This window comes from Vibrio sp. T9, from assembly GCF_003123985.1.
In the GTDB taxonomy this organism is placed as follows: domain Bacteria; phylum Pseudomonadota; class Gammaproteobacteria; order Enterobacterales; family Vibrionaceae; genus Vibrio; species Vibrio diabolicus.
In genome coordinates this window covers 1-15,353 of the sequence record NZ_NIGY01000002.1, presented here as the reverse complement: position 1 = coordinate 15,353, position 15,353 = coordinate 1, and the positions used below count along the sequence as shown (strand labels likewise).

General features: G+C 45.2%; 10 protein-coding genes, 5 tRNA genes and 2 rRNA genes. 7 read left to right on the top strand and 10 right to left on the bottom strand.

Features of this window, described 5'->3' with window-relative positions:
- Window positions 1-32: 32 nt before the first annotated feature.
- Window positions 33-1,748: an ABC transporter ATP-binding protein gene (locus CBX98_RS04280; protein ID WP_005379108.1), complete on the bottom strand. Its 1,716-nt coding sequence runs from the start codon at window positions 1,746-1,748 to the stop codon at window positions 33-35.
- Between the two features lie 662 nt (window positions 1,749-2,410).
- Between CBX98_RS04280 and CBX98_RS04270 the strand changes: the two genes are divergently transcribed.
- Entirely contained in the window at window positions 2,411-3,136 is a 726-nt protein-coding gene (locus CBX98_RS04270) for an HAD family hydrolase (protein ID WP_109168650.1), read from the top strand.
- Between the two features lie 338 nt (window positions 3,137-3,474).
- On the opposite strand, the gene CBX98_RS04265 is transcribed toward CBX98_RS04270, so the two are convergent.
- The 5 genes from CBX98_RS04265 to CBX98_RS04245 form a co-directional block, all read right to left on the bottom strand.
- Window positions 3,475-3,551: transfer RNA gene (locus CBX98_RS04265), tRNA-Pro, on the bottom strand.
- A gap of 24 nt (window positions 3,552-3,575) precedes the next feature.
- A tRNA-His gene (locus CBX98_RS04260) sits at window positions 3,576-3,651 on the bottom strand.
- A gap of 46 nt (window positions 3,652-3,697) precedes the next feature.
- Window positions 3,698-3,774: transfer RNA gene (locus CBX98_RS04255), tRNA-Pro, on the bottom strand.
- A 69-nt stretch (window positions 3,775-3,843) separates the two neighbouring features.
- Window positions 3,844-3,919: transfer RNA gene (locus CBX98_RS04250), tRNA-His, on the bottom strand.
- 33 nt (window positions 3,920-3,952) lie between these two features.
- A tRNA-Arg gene (locus CBX98_RS04245) sits at window positions 3,953-4,029 on the bottom strand.
- A gap of 335 nt (window positions 4,030-4,364) precedes the next feature.
- Between CBX98_RS04245 and CBX98_RS04240 the strand changes: the two genes are divergently transcribed.
- Window positions 4,365-4,778: a cytochrome c5 family protein gene (locus CBX98_RS04240; protein ID WP_012841248.1), complete on the top strand. Its 414-nt coding sequence runs from the start codon at window positions 4,365-4,367 to the stop codon at window positions 4,776-4,778.
- 73 nt (window positions 4,779-4,851) lie between these two features.
- Here the strand turns inward: CBX98_RS04240 and rep are convergent, their stop codons facing one another.
- Window positions 4,852-6,867, bottom strand: a complete 2,016-nt coding sequence (gene rep, locus CBX98_RS04235; protein WP_109168649.1) for a DNA helicase Rep — start codon at window positions 6,865-6,867, stop codon at window positions 4,852-4,854.
- 168 nt (window positions 6,868-7,035) lie between these two features.
- Between rep and CBX98_RS04230 the strand changes: the two genes are divergently transcribed.
- From CBX98_RS04230 to CBX98_RS04215, 4 genes are all read left to right on the top strand, one after another.
- The gene (locus CBX98_RS04230; RefSeq protein WP_005398171.1) at window positions 7,036-7,617 is read left to right on the top strand and encodes a TetR/AcrR family transcriptional regulator; all 582 of its coding nucleotides are present in this window, start codon (window positions 7,036-7,038) and stop codon (window positions 7,615-7,617) included.
- Window positions 7,618-7,635: 18 nt separating this feature from the next.
- The gene (gene vmeC / locus CBX98_RS04225; protein ID WP_005398173.1) at window positions 7,636-8,742 is read left to right on the top strand and encodes a multidrug efflux RND transporter periplasmic adaptor subunit VmeC; all 1,107 of its coding nucleotides are present in this window, start codon (window positions 7,636-7,638) and stop codon (window positions 8,740-8,742) included.
- 12 nt (window positions 8,743-8,754) lie between these two features.
- Window positions 8,755-11,877 (top strand): multidrug efflux RND transporter permease subunit VmeD, encoded by a 3,123-nt coding sequence (gene vmeD / locus CBX98_RS04220; protein ID WP_048624578.1) that lies wholly within the window; start codon window positions 8,755-8,757, stop codon window positions 11,875-11,877.
- Window positions 11,878-12,008: 131 nt separating this feature from the next.
- The gene (locus CBX98_RS04215; protein WP_005398178.1) at window positions 12,009-12,260 is read left to right on the top strand and encodes an accessory factor UbiK family protein; all 252 of its coding nucleotides are present in this window, start codon (window positions 12,009-12,011) and stop codon (window positions 12,258-12,260) included.
- A 182-nt stretch (window positions 12,261-12,442) separates the two neighbouring features.
- On the opposite strand, the gene ilvC is transcribed toward CBX98_RS04215, so the two are convergent.
- On the bottom strand, window positions 12,443-13,927 hold the full coding sequence (gene ilvC, locus CBX98_RS04210) for a ketol-acid reductoisomerase (protein ID WP_109168648.1): 1,485 nt from the start codon (window positions 13,925-13,927) through the stop codon (window positions 12,443-12,445).
- Between the two features lie 143 nt (window positions 13,928-14,070).
- On the opposite strand from ilvC, the gene ilvY reads away from it, so the two are divergent.
- The gene (gene ilvY / locus CBX98_RS04205; protein WP_109168647.1) at window positions 14,071-14,961 is read left to right on the top strand and encodes an HTH-type transcriptional activator IlvY; all 891 of its coding nucleotides are present in this window, start codon (window positions 14,071-14,073) and stop codon (window positions 14,959-14,961) included.
- Window positions 14,962-15,056: 95 nt separating this feature from the next.
- On the opposite strand, the gene rrf is transcribed toward ilvY, so the two are convergent.
- Both rrf and CBX98_RS04195 read right to left on the bottom strand, forming a co-directional pair.
- Window positions 15,057-15,173: ribosomal RNA gene (gene rrf / locus CBX98_RS04200) — 5S ribosomal RNA — on the bottom strand.
- 85 nt (window positions 15,174-15,258) lie between these two features.
- Window positions 15,259-15,353, bottom strand: a 23S ribosomal RNA gene (locus tag CBX98_RS04195); the annotation flags it as partial.

Sequence of the window (15,353 nt, the reverse complement as noted above, 5' to 3'; positions counted from 1 at the left end):
TGACTAAAGGTTAGCCAAGCGAGGTGCTTGGTTTATGCCGTTTCGATCTCTTCTCGCAAGCCAGTAAACTCCGGCATCAGAGAAATCAATTTTTTGCTGTATTCGTGTTGAGGTGCCGTGAATAACTGTTCTGTTGGTGCCACTTCTAACAGTGTGCCCATTTGCATCACACCTACTCGGTCACACATCTGACGAATAACAGGTAAATCGTGGCTGATAAACAACATAGTCAAGTTCAGCTCACTTTGCAGATCTTTCAGCAAGTTTAGAATTTGTGCCTGTACCGATACGTCCAGTGCCGATGTCGGTTCATCACAAATCAAAAGTCGAGGACGAGTCGCCAACGCACGCGCAATAGAAATACGCTGACGCTGACCACCGGAGAATTCATGAGGGTACTTAAGCCCTGCCATACGACCCAAACCAACATGATCGAGAAGGTCATTCACGATTTGGCGAGTTTCCGACTCGTTTTTCGTCAGTTTATGAAAACGGATTGGCTCAGCAATAATATCGAATACCTTCATACGAGGGTTCATTGAGGTATACGGGTTTTGGAACACCATCTGCATTTGACGACGCATTGGGCGGCGTTCTTTCTCAGAGGTTAAAGCTGTCAGGTCAATACCCTCAAACTTCACCTGACCAGAGTTAGGTTGATATAAACCAGCAATAACTCGCGCAATGGTTGATTTACCAGAGCCAGACTCACCCACTAAACCAAAGGTTTCGCCTTCATGCACTTCAAAGCTCACATTATTGGATGCCTGCACGTATTCGCGACGGCTTTCAAATAAAGAGTCTTTGGTGACAAAACGTAGATTAACGTTCTTCACGTCTAAGAGCGGGCCTGTGTACTCGCGCTCATCCTGGCTTTGTCCTAGCCAGTGATTCTTGATGTCGAGTGGCTCCATTTCTGCCGCTTCTTCGATGTAGCTGACCAAAGGGAAGCGATCGAGCTTTCTGTCTGAACGTGGAACGGCTGAAATTAGGCTGCGAGTATAGGAGTGATCAGGGTCGCCCAACACTTTGGCTGTTGGCCCAAACTCCACCAAGTCACCACGATACATTACCGCGACGCGGTCAGTGACGTTGGAGACCACACCCATATCGTGAGTAACCAGCATACAGCCGACATTATTCTTGATACACAATTCTCGGATCAAGTTGAGGATTTGGTCTTGGATTGATACGTCCAGTGCAGTGGTTGGCTCATCGGCGATGATCAGATCTGGCTCACCAGCCAAAGCAATCGCAATGACGACACGCTGACGCATACCACCAGAGAATTGGTGTGGGTATTGTTTTAAGCGGTTTTCTGGCTGCGGGATGCCAACTTGCTGCATTAGAGAAAGCGCACGCTGATACGCCTCTTCATCAGAGACTTTCATGTTGGCGTGGATCGTCTCTTTCAGTTGCTGCTCAACCGTAAAAAGTGGGTTAAGTGAGGTCATTGGATCTTGGAAAATAAAACCAATCTTCGATCCGCGAACCTTACGCATCGCTTCTGGTGATAAACCAGAAATTTTTTCTCCATCCAAGAAAACATCGCCGCTAGCAACGCGACCTGGAGGGCTAAGCAAATCAATAACGGCGTTACCAACGGTGGATTTACCCGCACCTGATTCGCCAACAACACCCACGATTTCACCACGTTCAATATGAAAAGAAAGTGACTTCACGGCAGCGTGAACGCCGTGTCGGGATGGGTATTCAATACGAAGGTTTTTCACTTCTAATAGTGACATTTCAGACCTCTACTGCCTTGTCTGTGGTATCGAATCGCGCCAAAGGCACCATTCATCACCTGAATGAATCCGTTCAAATTCAGAATAATACTCTGAAATCTTAATGCGGAAACAATTTGGCAAAAATCACACAAAAAAGCAACAATTAAAGTATATTCCGCCGAGAAAACATTAAATAAACGCACAATGAGCGAATAAAAATGCATTAACAAGTATTTAACCATTTTCATATCACACTATTTTTGTGCGCCATGCACCAATAAAACTAGAAAAATGCTCTAAAAATAAGCATGGGCCAACCAGAACCATTAACCATACTATTCATGTGCGATTATTAACATTTAACAAACAATATCGTATGCGAAAAGCAATTTTTCAACATAAAAAACTATTAATAAAATAGTCGGCAAATATAAAAAGCCAAACTTAGAAAGAGAAAGGATAGGCTAAAACGTGAACACAACAGCAAAACCACACAAATCCTCTGTCGACGACGATTATGCGCCGCTTAAGCGGTTTGTTGACTAAACAAAAGAAAGTGCGGTTACCATCACTCTCCCATTGTAGGTGAAACACGTCGGTTTTAACCCTTTACGGCACAATTGAGAGTGGGATAATAGATAATCAATGTTAGAGCCAAGCTGTAAATGAAAGGAGCCCCTGTGCTTAAAGCGATTTTTTTTGATATGGACGAGACTTTATGTGCGACGTCACAAGCCGATAAAGTTGCAGGACAAAAGTTTACGACTTGGATTCATAAGACCTACCCGCAAGTTACCGAACCACAAGCTTTTTTACAGCGCTACTTACAGGGTGTGTACAAGAAGCTGAATGCGGAATTCCCTCACCTTGTGGCTCTGCTACCTGATGAAAACGCGTTCCGTTGTGGCCTGATCCAAAACATATTGGCGGAGCACGGAGTCAGCATTAATGCCGAAGAGGCTCAACAAGCTCAAGACTACTTTGACTCTGCACGTATGGGCGCGTTCACTTTCTTCCCTGGTGTAAAAGAAATGCTCAGCGACCTTCGTCAGCATTATAAACTCGTCGTGATCACTAACGGCCCGATTTTTTCTCAACACCCTAAACTCAGCGCGACACAGATGAGCGACTGGGTGGACCATATTATTGTGGGGGGAGAAGAGCCTGAAGAGAAGCCCGCTGCGAGCATTTTCCAAAAAGCGCTCGACTTGGTCGAAGTAAAACCAGAAGAAGCCCTACACATTGGCGACTCTTTACCAGCAGATATAGCAGGCGCTAACAATATGGGCATTTTGAGTGTGTGGGTAAATGCGACAGGCGCAAGTAACTCAACAAATATAACGCCAAATTTTGAAATCCAAGAAACGGTAGAGCTGAGAGAAATCCTTAAAACACTCGCCCAATAAAAGTAGTGGATTAGAAAAACACAAAACCCCAGACGTCGTTCTGGGGTTTATTTTGTCAGCTCGAAAAGCATTTGGATCATAGGTGGTCAAAAGCCCCTAGAGCTGTACACTTTTGGTGAAATTGAAATCGAATGCAGATTCTTTCTAAGAGGATAGATGCAAAAAAGCCCCAGTCTTTCGACTGGGGCTCTAAATAGCGGTCGGTGAAGAGCCGAATTCTAACTTCAGGCGAACCCCTTGGGTTCAAATCCATTGATACGTTGCCGACTAATACAGTCCAAGCGAGATCATAAACTCTAAAACGACGAAAGCCTGCTAAAAAGCAGGCTTTCTAATAGTGGTCGGTGAAGAGGGATTCGAACCCCCGACCCTCTGGTCCCAAACCAGATGCGCTACCAAACTGCGCTATTCACCGAGCATATATTCTTTAAATAAAGAATGGGGTGGCTAACGAGACTTGAACTCGCGACAACCGGAATCACAATCCGGGGCTCTACCAACTGAGCTATAGCCACCATCAAATTGTCATGTTTACCGCTATCTCAGCCATAAACTAAATAGTGGTCGGTGAAGAGGGATTCGAACCCCCGACCCTCTGGTCCCAAACCAGATGCGCTACCAAACTGCGCTATTCACCGACGATGTTTTATCTTGATTTAATCAAGATTGGGAGCAATGCTACCGCATTCAATCTAAAAAAGAAAGAATGGGGTGGCTAACGAGACTTGAACTCGCGACAACCGGAATCACAATCCGGGGCTCTACCAACTGAGCTATAGCCACCACTGATTTTTACCGATGTATCCTCCGAGGCAATGGTACGCCCGAAAGGATTCGAACCTTCGACCTTTGGCTCCGGAGGCCAACGCTCTATCCAACTGAGCTACGGGCGCATGCCCTATCGGCGGAGTGGAATAATACGGATATCACACTATGCCGTCTAGTACTTTTTTTACTTTTTTTATCGTTTGGTCTCTTTTTCGACAGTTATCTTCCTTTAAACTGAATTTTTGATGTGATTCACGCCCTGTCATGGATAACTTGTTGTTTATTGCAACAAGTTATCGGGATATAATCACCCATTATTTACATTGATTTAACAGCTGCAACCAAGTTGTCTAATCATTCTATGCCATTCAGTGGAATTTAGTGATTTCTCTGCTCGGCATTAATACTCTAACTATATAAATAGGTAAGTCACTTACCTCGGGAATGTGAAGTGGGTTTAATGGATATGTCTCGACAAATGATTAGCGTTTTGTTCGCTGCCTTAACGTTTTCTACGGCAGCTTTAGCTTCTGACATCAGCCAAACTGAATACGATGCGATCGCAGAACGCATCCAACCTGTCGGTGATGTTTATCTAGCGGGTTCTGAGCCAGTGAAAGAAGAACCAACCGGTCCACGTGATGGCGCCACAGTTTATGGTACTTTTTGTATTGCTTGTCACGCATCTGGTGTAAACGGCGCACCTAAAACGGGTAATGCCGATGACTGGGCACCGCGTATTGCACAAGGCAAAGAGACGTTAGTGAAGCACGCGTTAGAAGGCTTCAATGCGATGCCTGCCAAAGGAACCTGTATGGACTGTTCTGACGATGAAATCATCGCAGCAATCGACCACATGATTGAAGGTCTATAAGTAAAGACATCAACGAAAAAGGCTTGCCAACTGGCAAGCCTTTTTGTTTTTAGTCAGTGAACACAAGGTTACTCTACTTCTTAAACATTGCTCGAATATTGGCAATGTGTGCCTGACCTTTCGCCATACGCTCTTCTGCTGATACTGGCTTTTTATTGGCTTCCCATTCAACGTCATCAAATGGCAGCTCATCCAAAAAGCGGCTTTGAGTCGGTTTGATCAACTCGCCGAACTGTCGACGCTCTTTGCACATAGTGAAAGTCAGTTCACGCTGCGCACGGGTAATGCCAACATACATCAGACGACGCTCTTCTTCGACGTTGTCTTCATCAATACTGGTTTGGTGCGGTAAAATACCTTCTTCAGACCCAATTAAGTATACATATGGGAACTCAAGGCCTTTTGATGCGTGCAGCGTCATCAGTTGTACTGCATCGCTGTCTTCATCTTCTTCGCCACGTTCCATCATGTCACGCAAGGTCAAACGTTGAACGACTTCTTTTAACGTTTTCTCTTCTTGATCGTAGTTGTCACCTTCTAGGTCCGCCACTATCCACGAGTAAAGATCAGAAACGTTCTTCATTCGCATTTCAGCGGCTTTCGGGCTCGCTGAAGTTTCGTATAGCCAATCTTCGTAATGGATATCGCGAACCAAGGAGCGAACCGCTTCGACGGTATCACCACGCTCAGCTTGGTCAGCAATCGCCACTAACCATTGGGTGAAACGACGTAAATTTTCCAGGCCGCGTCCCGTTAAGTGCTGTTCGAGCCCCATTTCAAAACTCGACTCAAACAGGCTCTTCCCACGCATATTGGCATAACTGCCTAGCTTTTCTAACGTTACTGGGCCAATTTCACGTCGTGGTGTATTCACAATACGTAAGAATGCATTGTCGTCATCTGGATTAACCAAAACACGCAAATACGCCATGATGTCTTTAATTTCTGCTCGTGCAAAAAACGAGGTGCCGCCAGAAATTTTATACGGCACACGGTTTTGCATCAGAGACTTTTCAATTAAGCGCGATTGGTGGTTACCACGGTACAAAATTGCGTAATCACGATAGTCGGTTCGATTCAAAAATTTGTGTGCAATCAACTCCCCCGTGACACGCTCAGCCTCATGCTCTTCATTTTTAGCCAACAACACTTTGAGTTTTTCACCGTCAGGAATTTCTGAAAATAAGGACTTCTCATAGACGTGAGGGTTGTTGGCTATCAAAATGTTGGCCGCACGCAGGATTCGACTCGTAGAGCGGTAGTTTTGCTCCAACTTAATCAATCGCAAATTCGGGTAATCTTCACCCAGCAAGACTAGGTTCTGAGGCTTCGCACCACGCCATGAATAAATGGACTGGTCATCATCTCCTACGACCGTCAATCGCCCACGTTCACCGACGATTAATTTCACCAATTCATATTGACTCGTGTTGGTATCTTGGTACTCATCGACCAACAGATAGCGGATACGGTTCTGCCAACGTTGACGAACGTCTTCATGATTGCGCAAGAGTAAGACGGGCATCAAAATTAGGTCATCAAAATCGAGCGCGTTATAGGCTTTCATTTGCTTTTGGTACATATCAAAGCAGAACGCAAACAATTGCTGCTGCTCACCTTGCGCACGCGCTTTGGCTTGCTCTGGCGTCAACATGTCGTTTTTCCAATTGGAAATACAACTCAGAAGCTGACGTAGCAGGTCTTTATCACCATCAAGCTGCTTTTCGGTAAGTTCCTTGAGTAGCGCCAGTTGGTCTTGGTCATCAAACAGTGAAAAGCCCGCTTTCAATCCTAAATGCTTGTATTCGCGTTTGATGATGTTTAATCCCAAGGTGTGGAACGTTGATACCATCAAACCTTTAGACTCAGCTTTCCCCAACGTTTGGCCGACACGTTCTTTCATTTCACGCGCCGCTTTGTTGGTAAACGTCACCGCTGCAATATTACGCGCTTTGTAGCCACATTGCTGAACCAGATAAGCGATTTTATTGGTAATAACACGAGTTTTGCCCGAGCCAGCACCAGCTAGCACTAGGCATGGACCAGACACGTATTTCACGGCTTCATCTTGACTAGGGTTCAGCTTCATAGAAATTCTCTGCGGGTGATAAATGTGGCGCCTATGATAAAGGGGTGGCCTCGTGAAAGCTACGCTGATTTCTTGTAATTTTCATACCAACAAGCGCAACATTCTGTTGCATAAAAGGCGGGTTTTTGAGCTATAATGAATGAACGTTCATTCACTAGTGGTGGGATTATGAAGGATAACCCTGCTGTAGATAAGCGAGAACAAATCTTAGTCGCTGCAGAGCAACTCATTGCTGAATCGGGCTTTCAAGGGCTTTCCATGCAAAAGCTCGCCAATGAAGCAGGTGTCGCAGCAGGAACGATTTATCGTTATTTCTCAGATAAAGAACATCTTTTGGAGGAGTTACGCCTTAACGTTGCAAAGCGCGTCGCTACGGCTGTGCAACTGGGCGTGAGTGAAGAGATGCCTTTAAAACAGCGATATCGAACCATGTGGCTCAATATTTGGAATCTAGCGAGCTCGAATTTAAATGCGCTCAGCAATCGAGTTCAATATGAGTCTCTACCCTGTTCAAATAGTAGCAAAGCTCGGGAACTTGAAAGACAAATGTTTGCCCAAGTAGATCTTCTTTTTAATCAGGGGAAAGAAGAGGGCGTATTCAAGCCTCTCGATAACGAAGTGCTTTCTGGGTTGAGTTTTGAGGCAAGTGTTGCACTTGCTAGGAAACACGCTTTGGGATTTTATCAACTGGATAAGGCGGCATTAGAAGCTGCTATTGAAGCCAGTTGGGATGCAATTATTAAACACTAACTTGGAGTTCTTAATAGAATGAAAAAGTGGACTTTCTTTATGTTACTTATCGCCGTTCTCTTGTTCGGCAGCGTGATAGGTTTCAATTTATTTAAGCAACAAAAGATTGCTGAATACATGGCAAACCGTCCTGAACCTGAGTTCCCAGTAACCGTGACGGAAGTACAAGCGGTTGATTGGGTACCAGTGATCGAGGCTATCGGTTTTATCGAACCAAACCAAGGTGTGACGGTCGCAAACGAAACCAGTGGTGTTATCGACAAAATCGCATTTGATTCCGGCACTCAAGTCAAAGCAGGTCAGCCATTAGTACTGCTTGACTCTGACGTTGAGAAAGCGAATTTAAAGAGCTCGCAAGCCAAGTTGCCAGCAGCAGAAGCGAAATACAAACGCTACCAAGGGCTATTTAAAAAAGGCTCTATTTCTAAAGAAGCGTATGACGAAGCAGAAGCGAACTACTTCTCCTTAAAAGCGGACATTGAAAGCTTGAAAGCGACCATCGACCGACGCGAGATCAAAGCGCCATTTGATGGTGTAGTAGGTATTCGTAACGTGTATCTAGGTCAGTACCTACAAGCGGGTACCGATATTGTTCGCCTGGAAGACACCAGCGTGATGCGCTTACGCTTTACCGTGCCGCAAACCGATATTTCACGTATCAATATCGACCAAGAAGTGGATATCTTCGTGGATGCCTACCCAGATCAGCCTTTCAAAGGTTCAATTTCTGCAATTGAGCCTGCGGTTAACGTACAAAGTGGTTTGATTCAGGTTCAAGCAGATATCCCTAACAGTGATGGCAAACTGCGTAGTGGTATGTTCGCACGTGCAAACATCATTCTGCCTAAATTAGAAAATCAGGTCACTCTGCCTCAAACTGCGATCACGTTTACGCTATACGGCGACAATGTTTACATCGTAACGGAAGAAGATGGCGAGAAACGCGTTAAGCAGCATGTGGTAAAAGTTGGCGAACGCTCTAAAGATATCGCACACATTCTAGAAGGCGTGAAGCCAGGTGATGTAGTGGTGACATCGGGCCAAGTCCGTTTAAGTAACCACGCAAAAGTAAGCATTGTCGAAAGCGATGCAACTACCCCACCTGCTGAAACACCAATGCTTTAAGTTGGAGGCATCATGCGCTTTACAGATGTTTTTATAAAACGTCCAGTTTTAGCGGTATCGATCAGTTTTTTGATTGCATTGCTTGGTTTGCAAGCCGTGTTCAAAATGCAAGTTCGTGAATACCCTGAAATGACGAATACAGTGGTCACCGTGACCACCAGTTACTACGGTGCAAGTGCCAACTTGATCCAGGGCTTTATTACTCAGCCATTGGAGCAAGCGGTGGCGCAAGCCGATAATATTGATTATATGACCTCGCAATCGGTGTTAGGTAAATCAACCATTACCGTCAACATGAAGTTGAATACCGACCCGAACGCAGCATTGGCTGACATCTTAGCGAAAACTAACTCGGTACGTTCCCAGCTTCCAAAAGAAGCTGAAGACCCGACTGTAACGATGTCGACTGGTTCAACTACCGCGGTATTGTATATTGGTTTTACCAGTGACGAGTTGTCTTCCAGCCAGATCACCGACTACCTTGAGCGTGTAATCAACCCACAGCTATTCACTGTAAATGGTGTATCAAAAGTCGACCTTTACGGTGGTATGAAATACGCGCTGCGCGTATGGCTAGATCCAGCAAAAATGGGCGCATTAAAGCTGACTGCAACGGATGTGATGAGCGTTCTTAACGCCAACAACTACCAATCTGCGACGGGTCAAGCGACGGGTGAGTTCGTGCTTTATAACGGCAGCGCGGATACTCAGGTATCAAACGTCGCTGAGCTTGAAGCGTTGGTCGTAAAAACGGGTGAAGGGGACGTTATTCGCTTAGGTGATATCGCGAAGGTAACACTTGAGAAGAGTCACGACGTTTACCGTGCAAGTGCAAACGGCCAAGAAGCAGTTGTTGCTGCAATCAACGCCGCGCCAAGTGCCAACCCAATCAACATCGCTGCTGATGTGCTTGAATTATTACCTCAACTTGAGCGCAACTTACCAAGTAACATCAAAATGAACGTGATGTACGACTCTACCATTGCGATCAACGAGTCAATTCACGAAGTAGTGAAAACGATTCTTGAAGCGGCAATTATCGTACTTGTAGTGATCACACTGTTCCTAGGTTCGTTCCGTGCGGTCATCATTCCTATCGTCACTATTCCACTCTCTTTGATTGGTGTGGCGATGGTTATGCAGGCAATGGGCTTCTCTTGGAACTTAATGACACTACTAGCGATGGTACTTGCCATCGGTCTGGTGGTGGATGACGCGATCGTGGTACTAGAAAACGTGGATCGTCATATCAAAGAAGGCGAGTCACCATTCCGTGCAGCAATCATTGGTACGCGTGAAATTGCAGTGCCAGTTATTGCGATGACATTAACGCTAGGTGCGGTATACGCACCAATCGCGTTGATGGGCGGTATTACAGGCTCGTTGTTCAAAGAGTTCGCTTTAACGCTAGCAGGTTCGGTATTTGTGTCCGGTATCATCGCTTTAACGCTATCACCTATGATGTGTTCAAAGATGCTGAAGGCGAATGAAAAACCGAGCAAGTTTGAGCAAAAAGTTCATCATATCCTTGATGGCATGACTAATCGCTATGAGAAAATGCTTACAGCAGTCATGGCTCACCGTCCTGTTGTAATTGCATTTGCGATAATTGTATTTGCGAGCTTACCGATTCTATTTAAGTTTATTCCTAGTGAGCTGGCGCCGTCCGAAGATAAAGGTGTAGTTGTTCTGATGGGTACCGCACCATCAAACGCGAACTTGGACTACATCCAAAACACCATGGATGACGTGAATAAGATTCTCTCTGATCAGCCAGAAGTAGAATACGCTCAGGTATTTAACGGTGTGCCGAACTCAAACCAAGCGTTTGGTCTAGCAACATTGAAGCCATGGAGTGAACGAGAAGCAAGTCAATCTGAAATCACAAAACGTGTGGGAGGCCTAGTTTCAAGTGTCCCAGGTATGTCTGTCACTGCGTTCCAAATGCCAGAACTGCCTGGTGCGGGCTCAGGCCTACCTGTCCAGTTTGTAATTACGACACCAAATAGCTTCGAAAGCTTGTTTACTATCGCTAGCGATATCCTGACCGATGTTGCAAGTAGTCCAATGTTTGTCTATTCCGATCTAGACCTGAACTACGATTCAGCAACCATGAAGATTAAGATCGATAAAGACAAAGCGGGTGCCTACGGTGTGACCATGCAAGATATTGGTATCACTCTCAGCACCATGATGGCTGATGGTTACGTTAACCGTATCGACCTTAACGGCCGCTCATATGAAGTGATTCCTCAAGTTGAACGTAAATGGCGTCTAAACCCAGAGTCGATGAAGAACTACTATGTGCGTTCTGTTGATGGTAAAGCCGTCCCACTAAGCAGCTTGATTACGATTGATGTGATAGCAGAGCCTCGCTCTTTGCCACACTTCAACCAGCTAAACTCCGCGACGGTAGGTGCGGTGCCATCGCCTAACGTTGCTATGGGTGATGCAATTAACTGGTTTGAAGACATCGCACAAACCAAACTGCCTGCAGGCTATAACCACGATTACATGGGCGAATCTCGTCAGTTTGTAACGGAAGGTAGTGCCTTGTATGCAACCTTTGGTCTTGCACTTGCGATCATCTTCCTCGTTCTGGCGATTCAATTTGAATCACTCCGCGACCCTATTGTCATCATGGTATCTGTACCGCTAGCAATATGTGGTGCTTTGATCGCGTTGGCGTGGGGTACTGCCTCAATGAACATCTACTCGCAGGTTGGTTTGATCACGCTGGTCGGCCTGATCACCAAGCACGGTATCTTGATCTGTGAAGTAGCCAAAGAAGAGCAGTTACATAATAAACTGTCTCGTATTGATGCTGTGATGGAGGCTGCGAAAGTACGTCTTCGCCCTATCCTAATGACAACCGCAGCAATGATCGCAGGTCTGATCCCGCTGATGTACGCTACCGGTGCAGGTGCCGCGCAACGTTTCAGTATCGGTATCGTCATCGTTGCTGGTCTAGCAATTGGTACATTGTTCACACTATTCGTACTACCTGTGATTTACAGCTACCTAGCAGAAAAACACAAACCACTGCCAGTATTTGTTGAAGACAAAGACTTGGAGAAGTTGGCACGAGTTGATGAAGCGAAAGCAGCCCACCGTGAATTAGCGGATAACAGATAAGCTTTTAAGGCATTCAAAAAGGTCACTTCGGTGACCTTTTTTATTGCCGCTCTCTTTTTTGCCATCTAAATGGCGACTTTCACGTATCATTTACTTAAAATGAGGACAAATCAAAAGGAGTTTTAGCCACTATGTTTGACCCAAAGAAATTAGAGCAAATTGCTAAACAGATTCACGACTCAATGCCTCAACCTGTAAAAGAGTTGGGCTCTGATGTTGATCAGAAAGTTCGTCAAGTAATCCAAGGCCAACTAAACAAGCTAGATGTTGTAAGTCGTGAAGAGTTTGATGTTCAAACTCAAGTTTTACTACGTACACGTCAAAAGCTAACAGAAATGGAACAGAAATTGGCGGAGCTTGAAGAGAAGCTTGCAGAAAAATAAGTGTTAAAACGCTCCTCACAAAGGAGCGTTTTTCTTATCGGCGCGCAGATAAATCGGCTAAAAACAAAAAGGCTTGGTCAACGGCGACCAAGCCTTTTGATTAGATGTTGTGTTTTTGTATTTATCGACTCCAGTCTGGCCAGAGTTCATTTAATATTTTCTCTACTTTGAAGCAAAGAAAATTAGCCACCAACCGCGATGCGCTTCATATCTGTCATATAACCACGTAGTTCTTCACCGATATATTCTACAGGGTGGTTGCGGATTGTTTCATTCACAGCGATAAGAGTCGCGTTATCCACTTGGTTAGACGTTTCACCTAGACCTTTACCAATGACGTCTGTACTAACAGAAGGCATGAATTTTTCACGCAGTAGCGGCGTTGCTACATTAGCAAATAGGTAGTTACCATATTCAGCCGTATCAGAGATAACCACGTTCATCTCGTATAAACGCTTACGTGCGATAGTGTTTGCGATAAGTGGCAGCTCGTGTAGAGACTCGTAGTAAGCAGACTCATCGATGATGCCAGATGCCGTCATTGCTTCGAATGCTAGCTCAACACCCGCACGAACCATAGCAACCATCAGGATACCGTTATCGAAGTACTCTTGCTCAGAGATTTCTACGTCAGTTTCTGGGTAGTTTTCGAAAGCGGTTTCACCCGTTTCTGCACGCCAGCCTAGTAGGTTCGCATCGTCGTTTGCCCAGTCAGCCATCATCGTGCTAGAGAAGTGACCTGTGATGATGTCATCCATGTGCTTGTTGTATAGCGGACGCATCAGCTCTTTTAGCTCTTCAGAAAGCTCAAATGCTTTCACTTTCGCAGGGTTAGTTAGGCGATCCATCATATGAGTGATACCACCAAACTTCAGAGCTTCCGTGATCGTTTCCCAGCCGTATTGAAGAAGCTTGCCTGCGTAGCCAGGTTCGATACCGTCAGCAATCATCTTCTCGTAACATACGATAGAACCAGCCTGCAACATGCCACAAAGAATAGTTTGCTCACCCATTAGGTCAGATTTCACCTCAGCAACAAAAGAAGACTCTAGACAGCCTGCACGGTGACCACCTGTTGCTGCAGCCCAAGCTTTCGCGATATCCCAACCTTCACCTTTTGGGTCGTTCTCTGGGTGAACAGCGATAAGAGTTGGAACACCGAAACCACGCTTGTATTCTTCACGAACTTCCGTACCCGGACATTTAGGTGCAACCATTACTACCGTTAGGTCTTTACGGATTTGCATGCCTTCTTCAACAACGTTGAAACCGTGAGAGTAACCCAGTGCTGCGCCTTCTTTCATTAGCGGCATTACCGTCTCAACAACGTTTGTGTGCTGCTTATCAGGAGTAAGGTTTACTACTAAGTCAGCTTGTGGAATTAGCGTTTCGTAGCTACCTACCTCAAAACCGTTGTCTTTTGCGTTTTTGAATGACTGGCGTTGCTCATCAATCGCTGCTTGGCGAAGCGCATAAGCAACGTCTAGACCAGAGTCACGCATATTCAGACCTTGGTTAAGACCTTGAGCACCACAACCTACGATGACCACTTTCTTGCCTTTTAAGTAATCCGCTTCTGAAGCAAATTCGCTACGGTCCATAAAGCGACAACGACCTAATTGGTCCAACTGCTCGCGCAAGTTTAAGGTATTGAAATAATTAGCCATCTGGGTGCTCCTTTGAGATTCTTCCATTGAGGTCGGTAATTGCCTTACCGAATAACTTCATACTAAAACAGACATTAAATTGCTTAAAGTGATATATTCACAATTAGTTATTGCAATTTGTGCAACATGGAAATGAAGATTTAATGAATATCAAAAGCCTGCAACTTTTTATTCATCTGTGTGAGAGTAAAAGTTTCGCTAAGACCGCAGCAGCGATGCATGTGAGTCCTTCAGCCTTGAGCAGACAAATACAAAAGCTAGAGGAAGAAACTAGCCAACAATTATTTTTGCGGGACAATCGCAGCGTTGATTTAACGAGCCAAGGCAAAAAACTGGTTCCTGTCGCCTTAAAAATTCTTGGCGAATGGCAGCAGTACCAAAGTCACCTAAAGGGAGCAGAGGACGAATTGAAAGGAGAAATCCGTCTATTTTGTTCGGTTACTGCAAGCTACAGCCACCTGCCAGAGTTAATCTCTGATTTTCGTCTTCAGCATCCTTTTATCGAATTTAAGCTATCAACCGGCGATCCAGCTCAAGCGATCGACAAAATTTTAGCAGATGAAGCCGATATTGCCATCTCAGCCAAATCTGAGCAGATGCCAAGCAAAATCGCATTTGAAACGATCAGTGAAATACCGCTTTCTGTCATCGCTCCTGTCGGCGTGAGTTCATTTGCGGAAGAGCTACAAAAAGAAAGACCAAACTGGTCAGTCATTCCATTCATTCTCCCAGAAGCAGGGACAGCAAGAGATAGAGCCAATACTTGGCTCAAACGAATGAAAATAAAGCCGAATATCTACGCGCAAACGTCAGGGCATGAAGCCATCGTAAGTATGGTTGCACTAGGATGCGGTGTAGGTATAGCACCTGATGTCGTGATCAGCAATAGTCCGGTGAGAGAGAAGATAAATCGCTTAAAAGTGTTACCAATTAAGCCGTTTGAACTTGGTGTCTGCTGTACCAAAAATCAGTTAGAGAATCCATTAGTGAAGGCTTTTTGGAAAGTGGCAGAGAGTAAATACATTACACCATAACGATAGATGTTTTGAGTTCTGAGTGCTTAGGTAATTTTCAAAACCCAGAAACGCAAAAAAGCCCACTCTTTCGAGTGGGCTTTTTCAAATTTAAAGCCTGGCGATGTCCTACTCTCACATAGGGAAGCCCCACACTACCATCGGCGCTATTTCGTTTCACTTCTGAGTTCGGCATGGAAGTCAGGTGGGTCCAAAACGCTATGGTCGCCAAGCAAATTCTTTAATCTGGAAAGCTGTTTTTGTTCTTACACATTCAATGTTCTTTCATTGAGTCCATCAAAACCCCTTGGGTGTTGTATGGTTAAGCCTCACGGGCAATTAGTACAGGTTAGCTCAACGCCTCACAACGCTTACACACCCTGCCTATCAACGTCGTAGTCTACGACAACCCT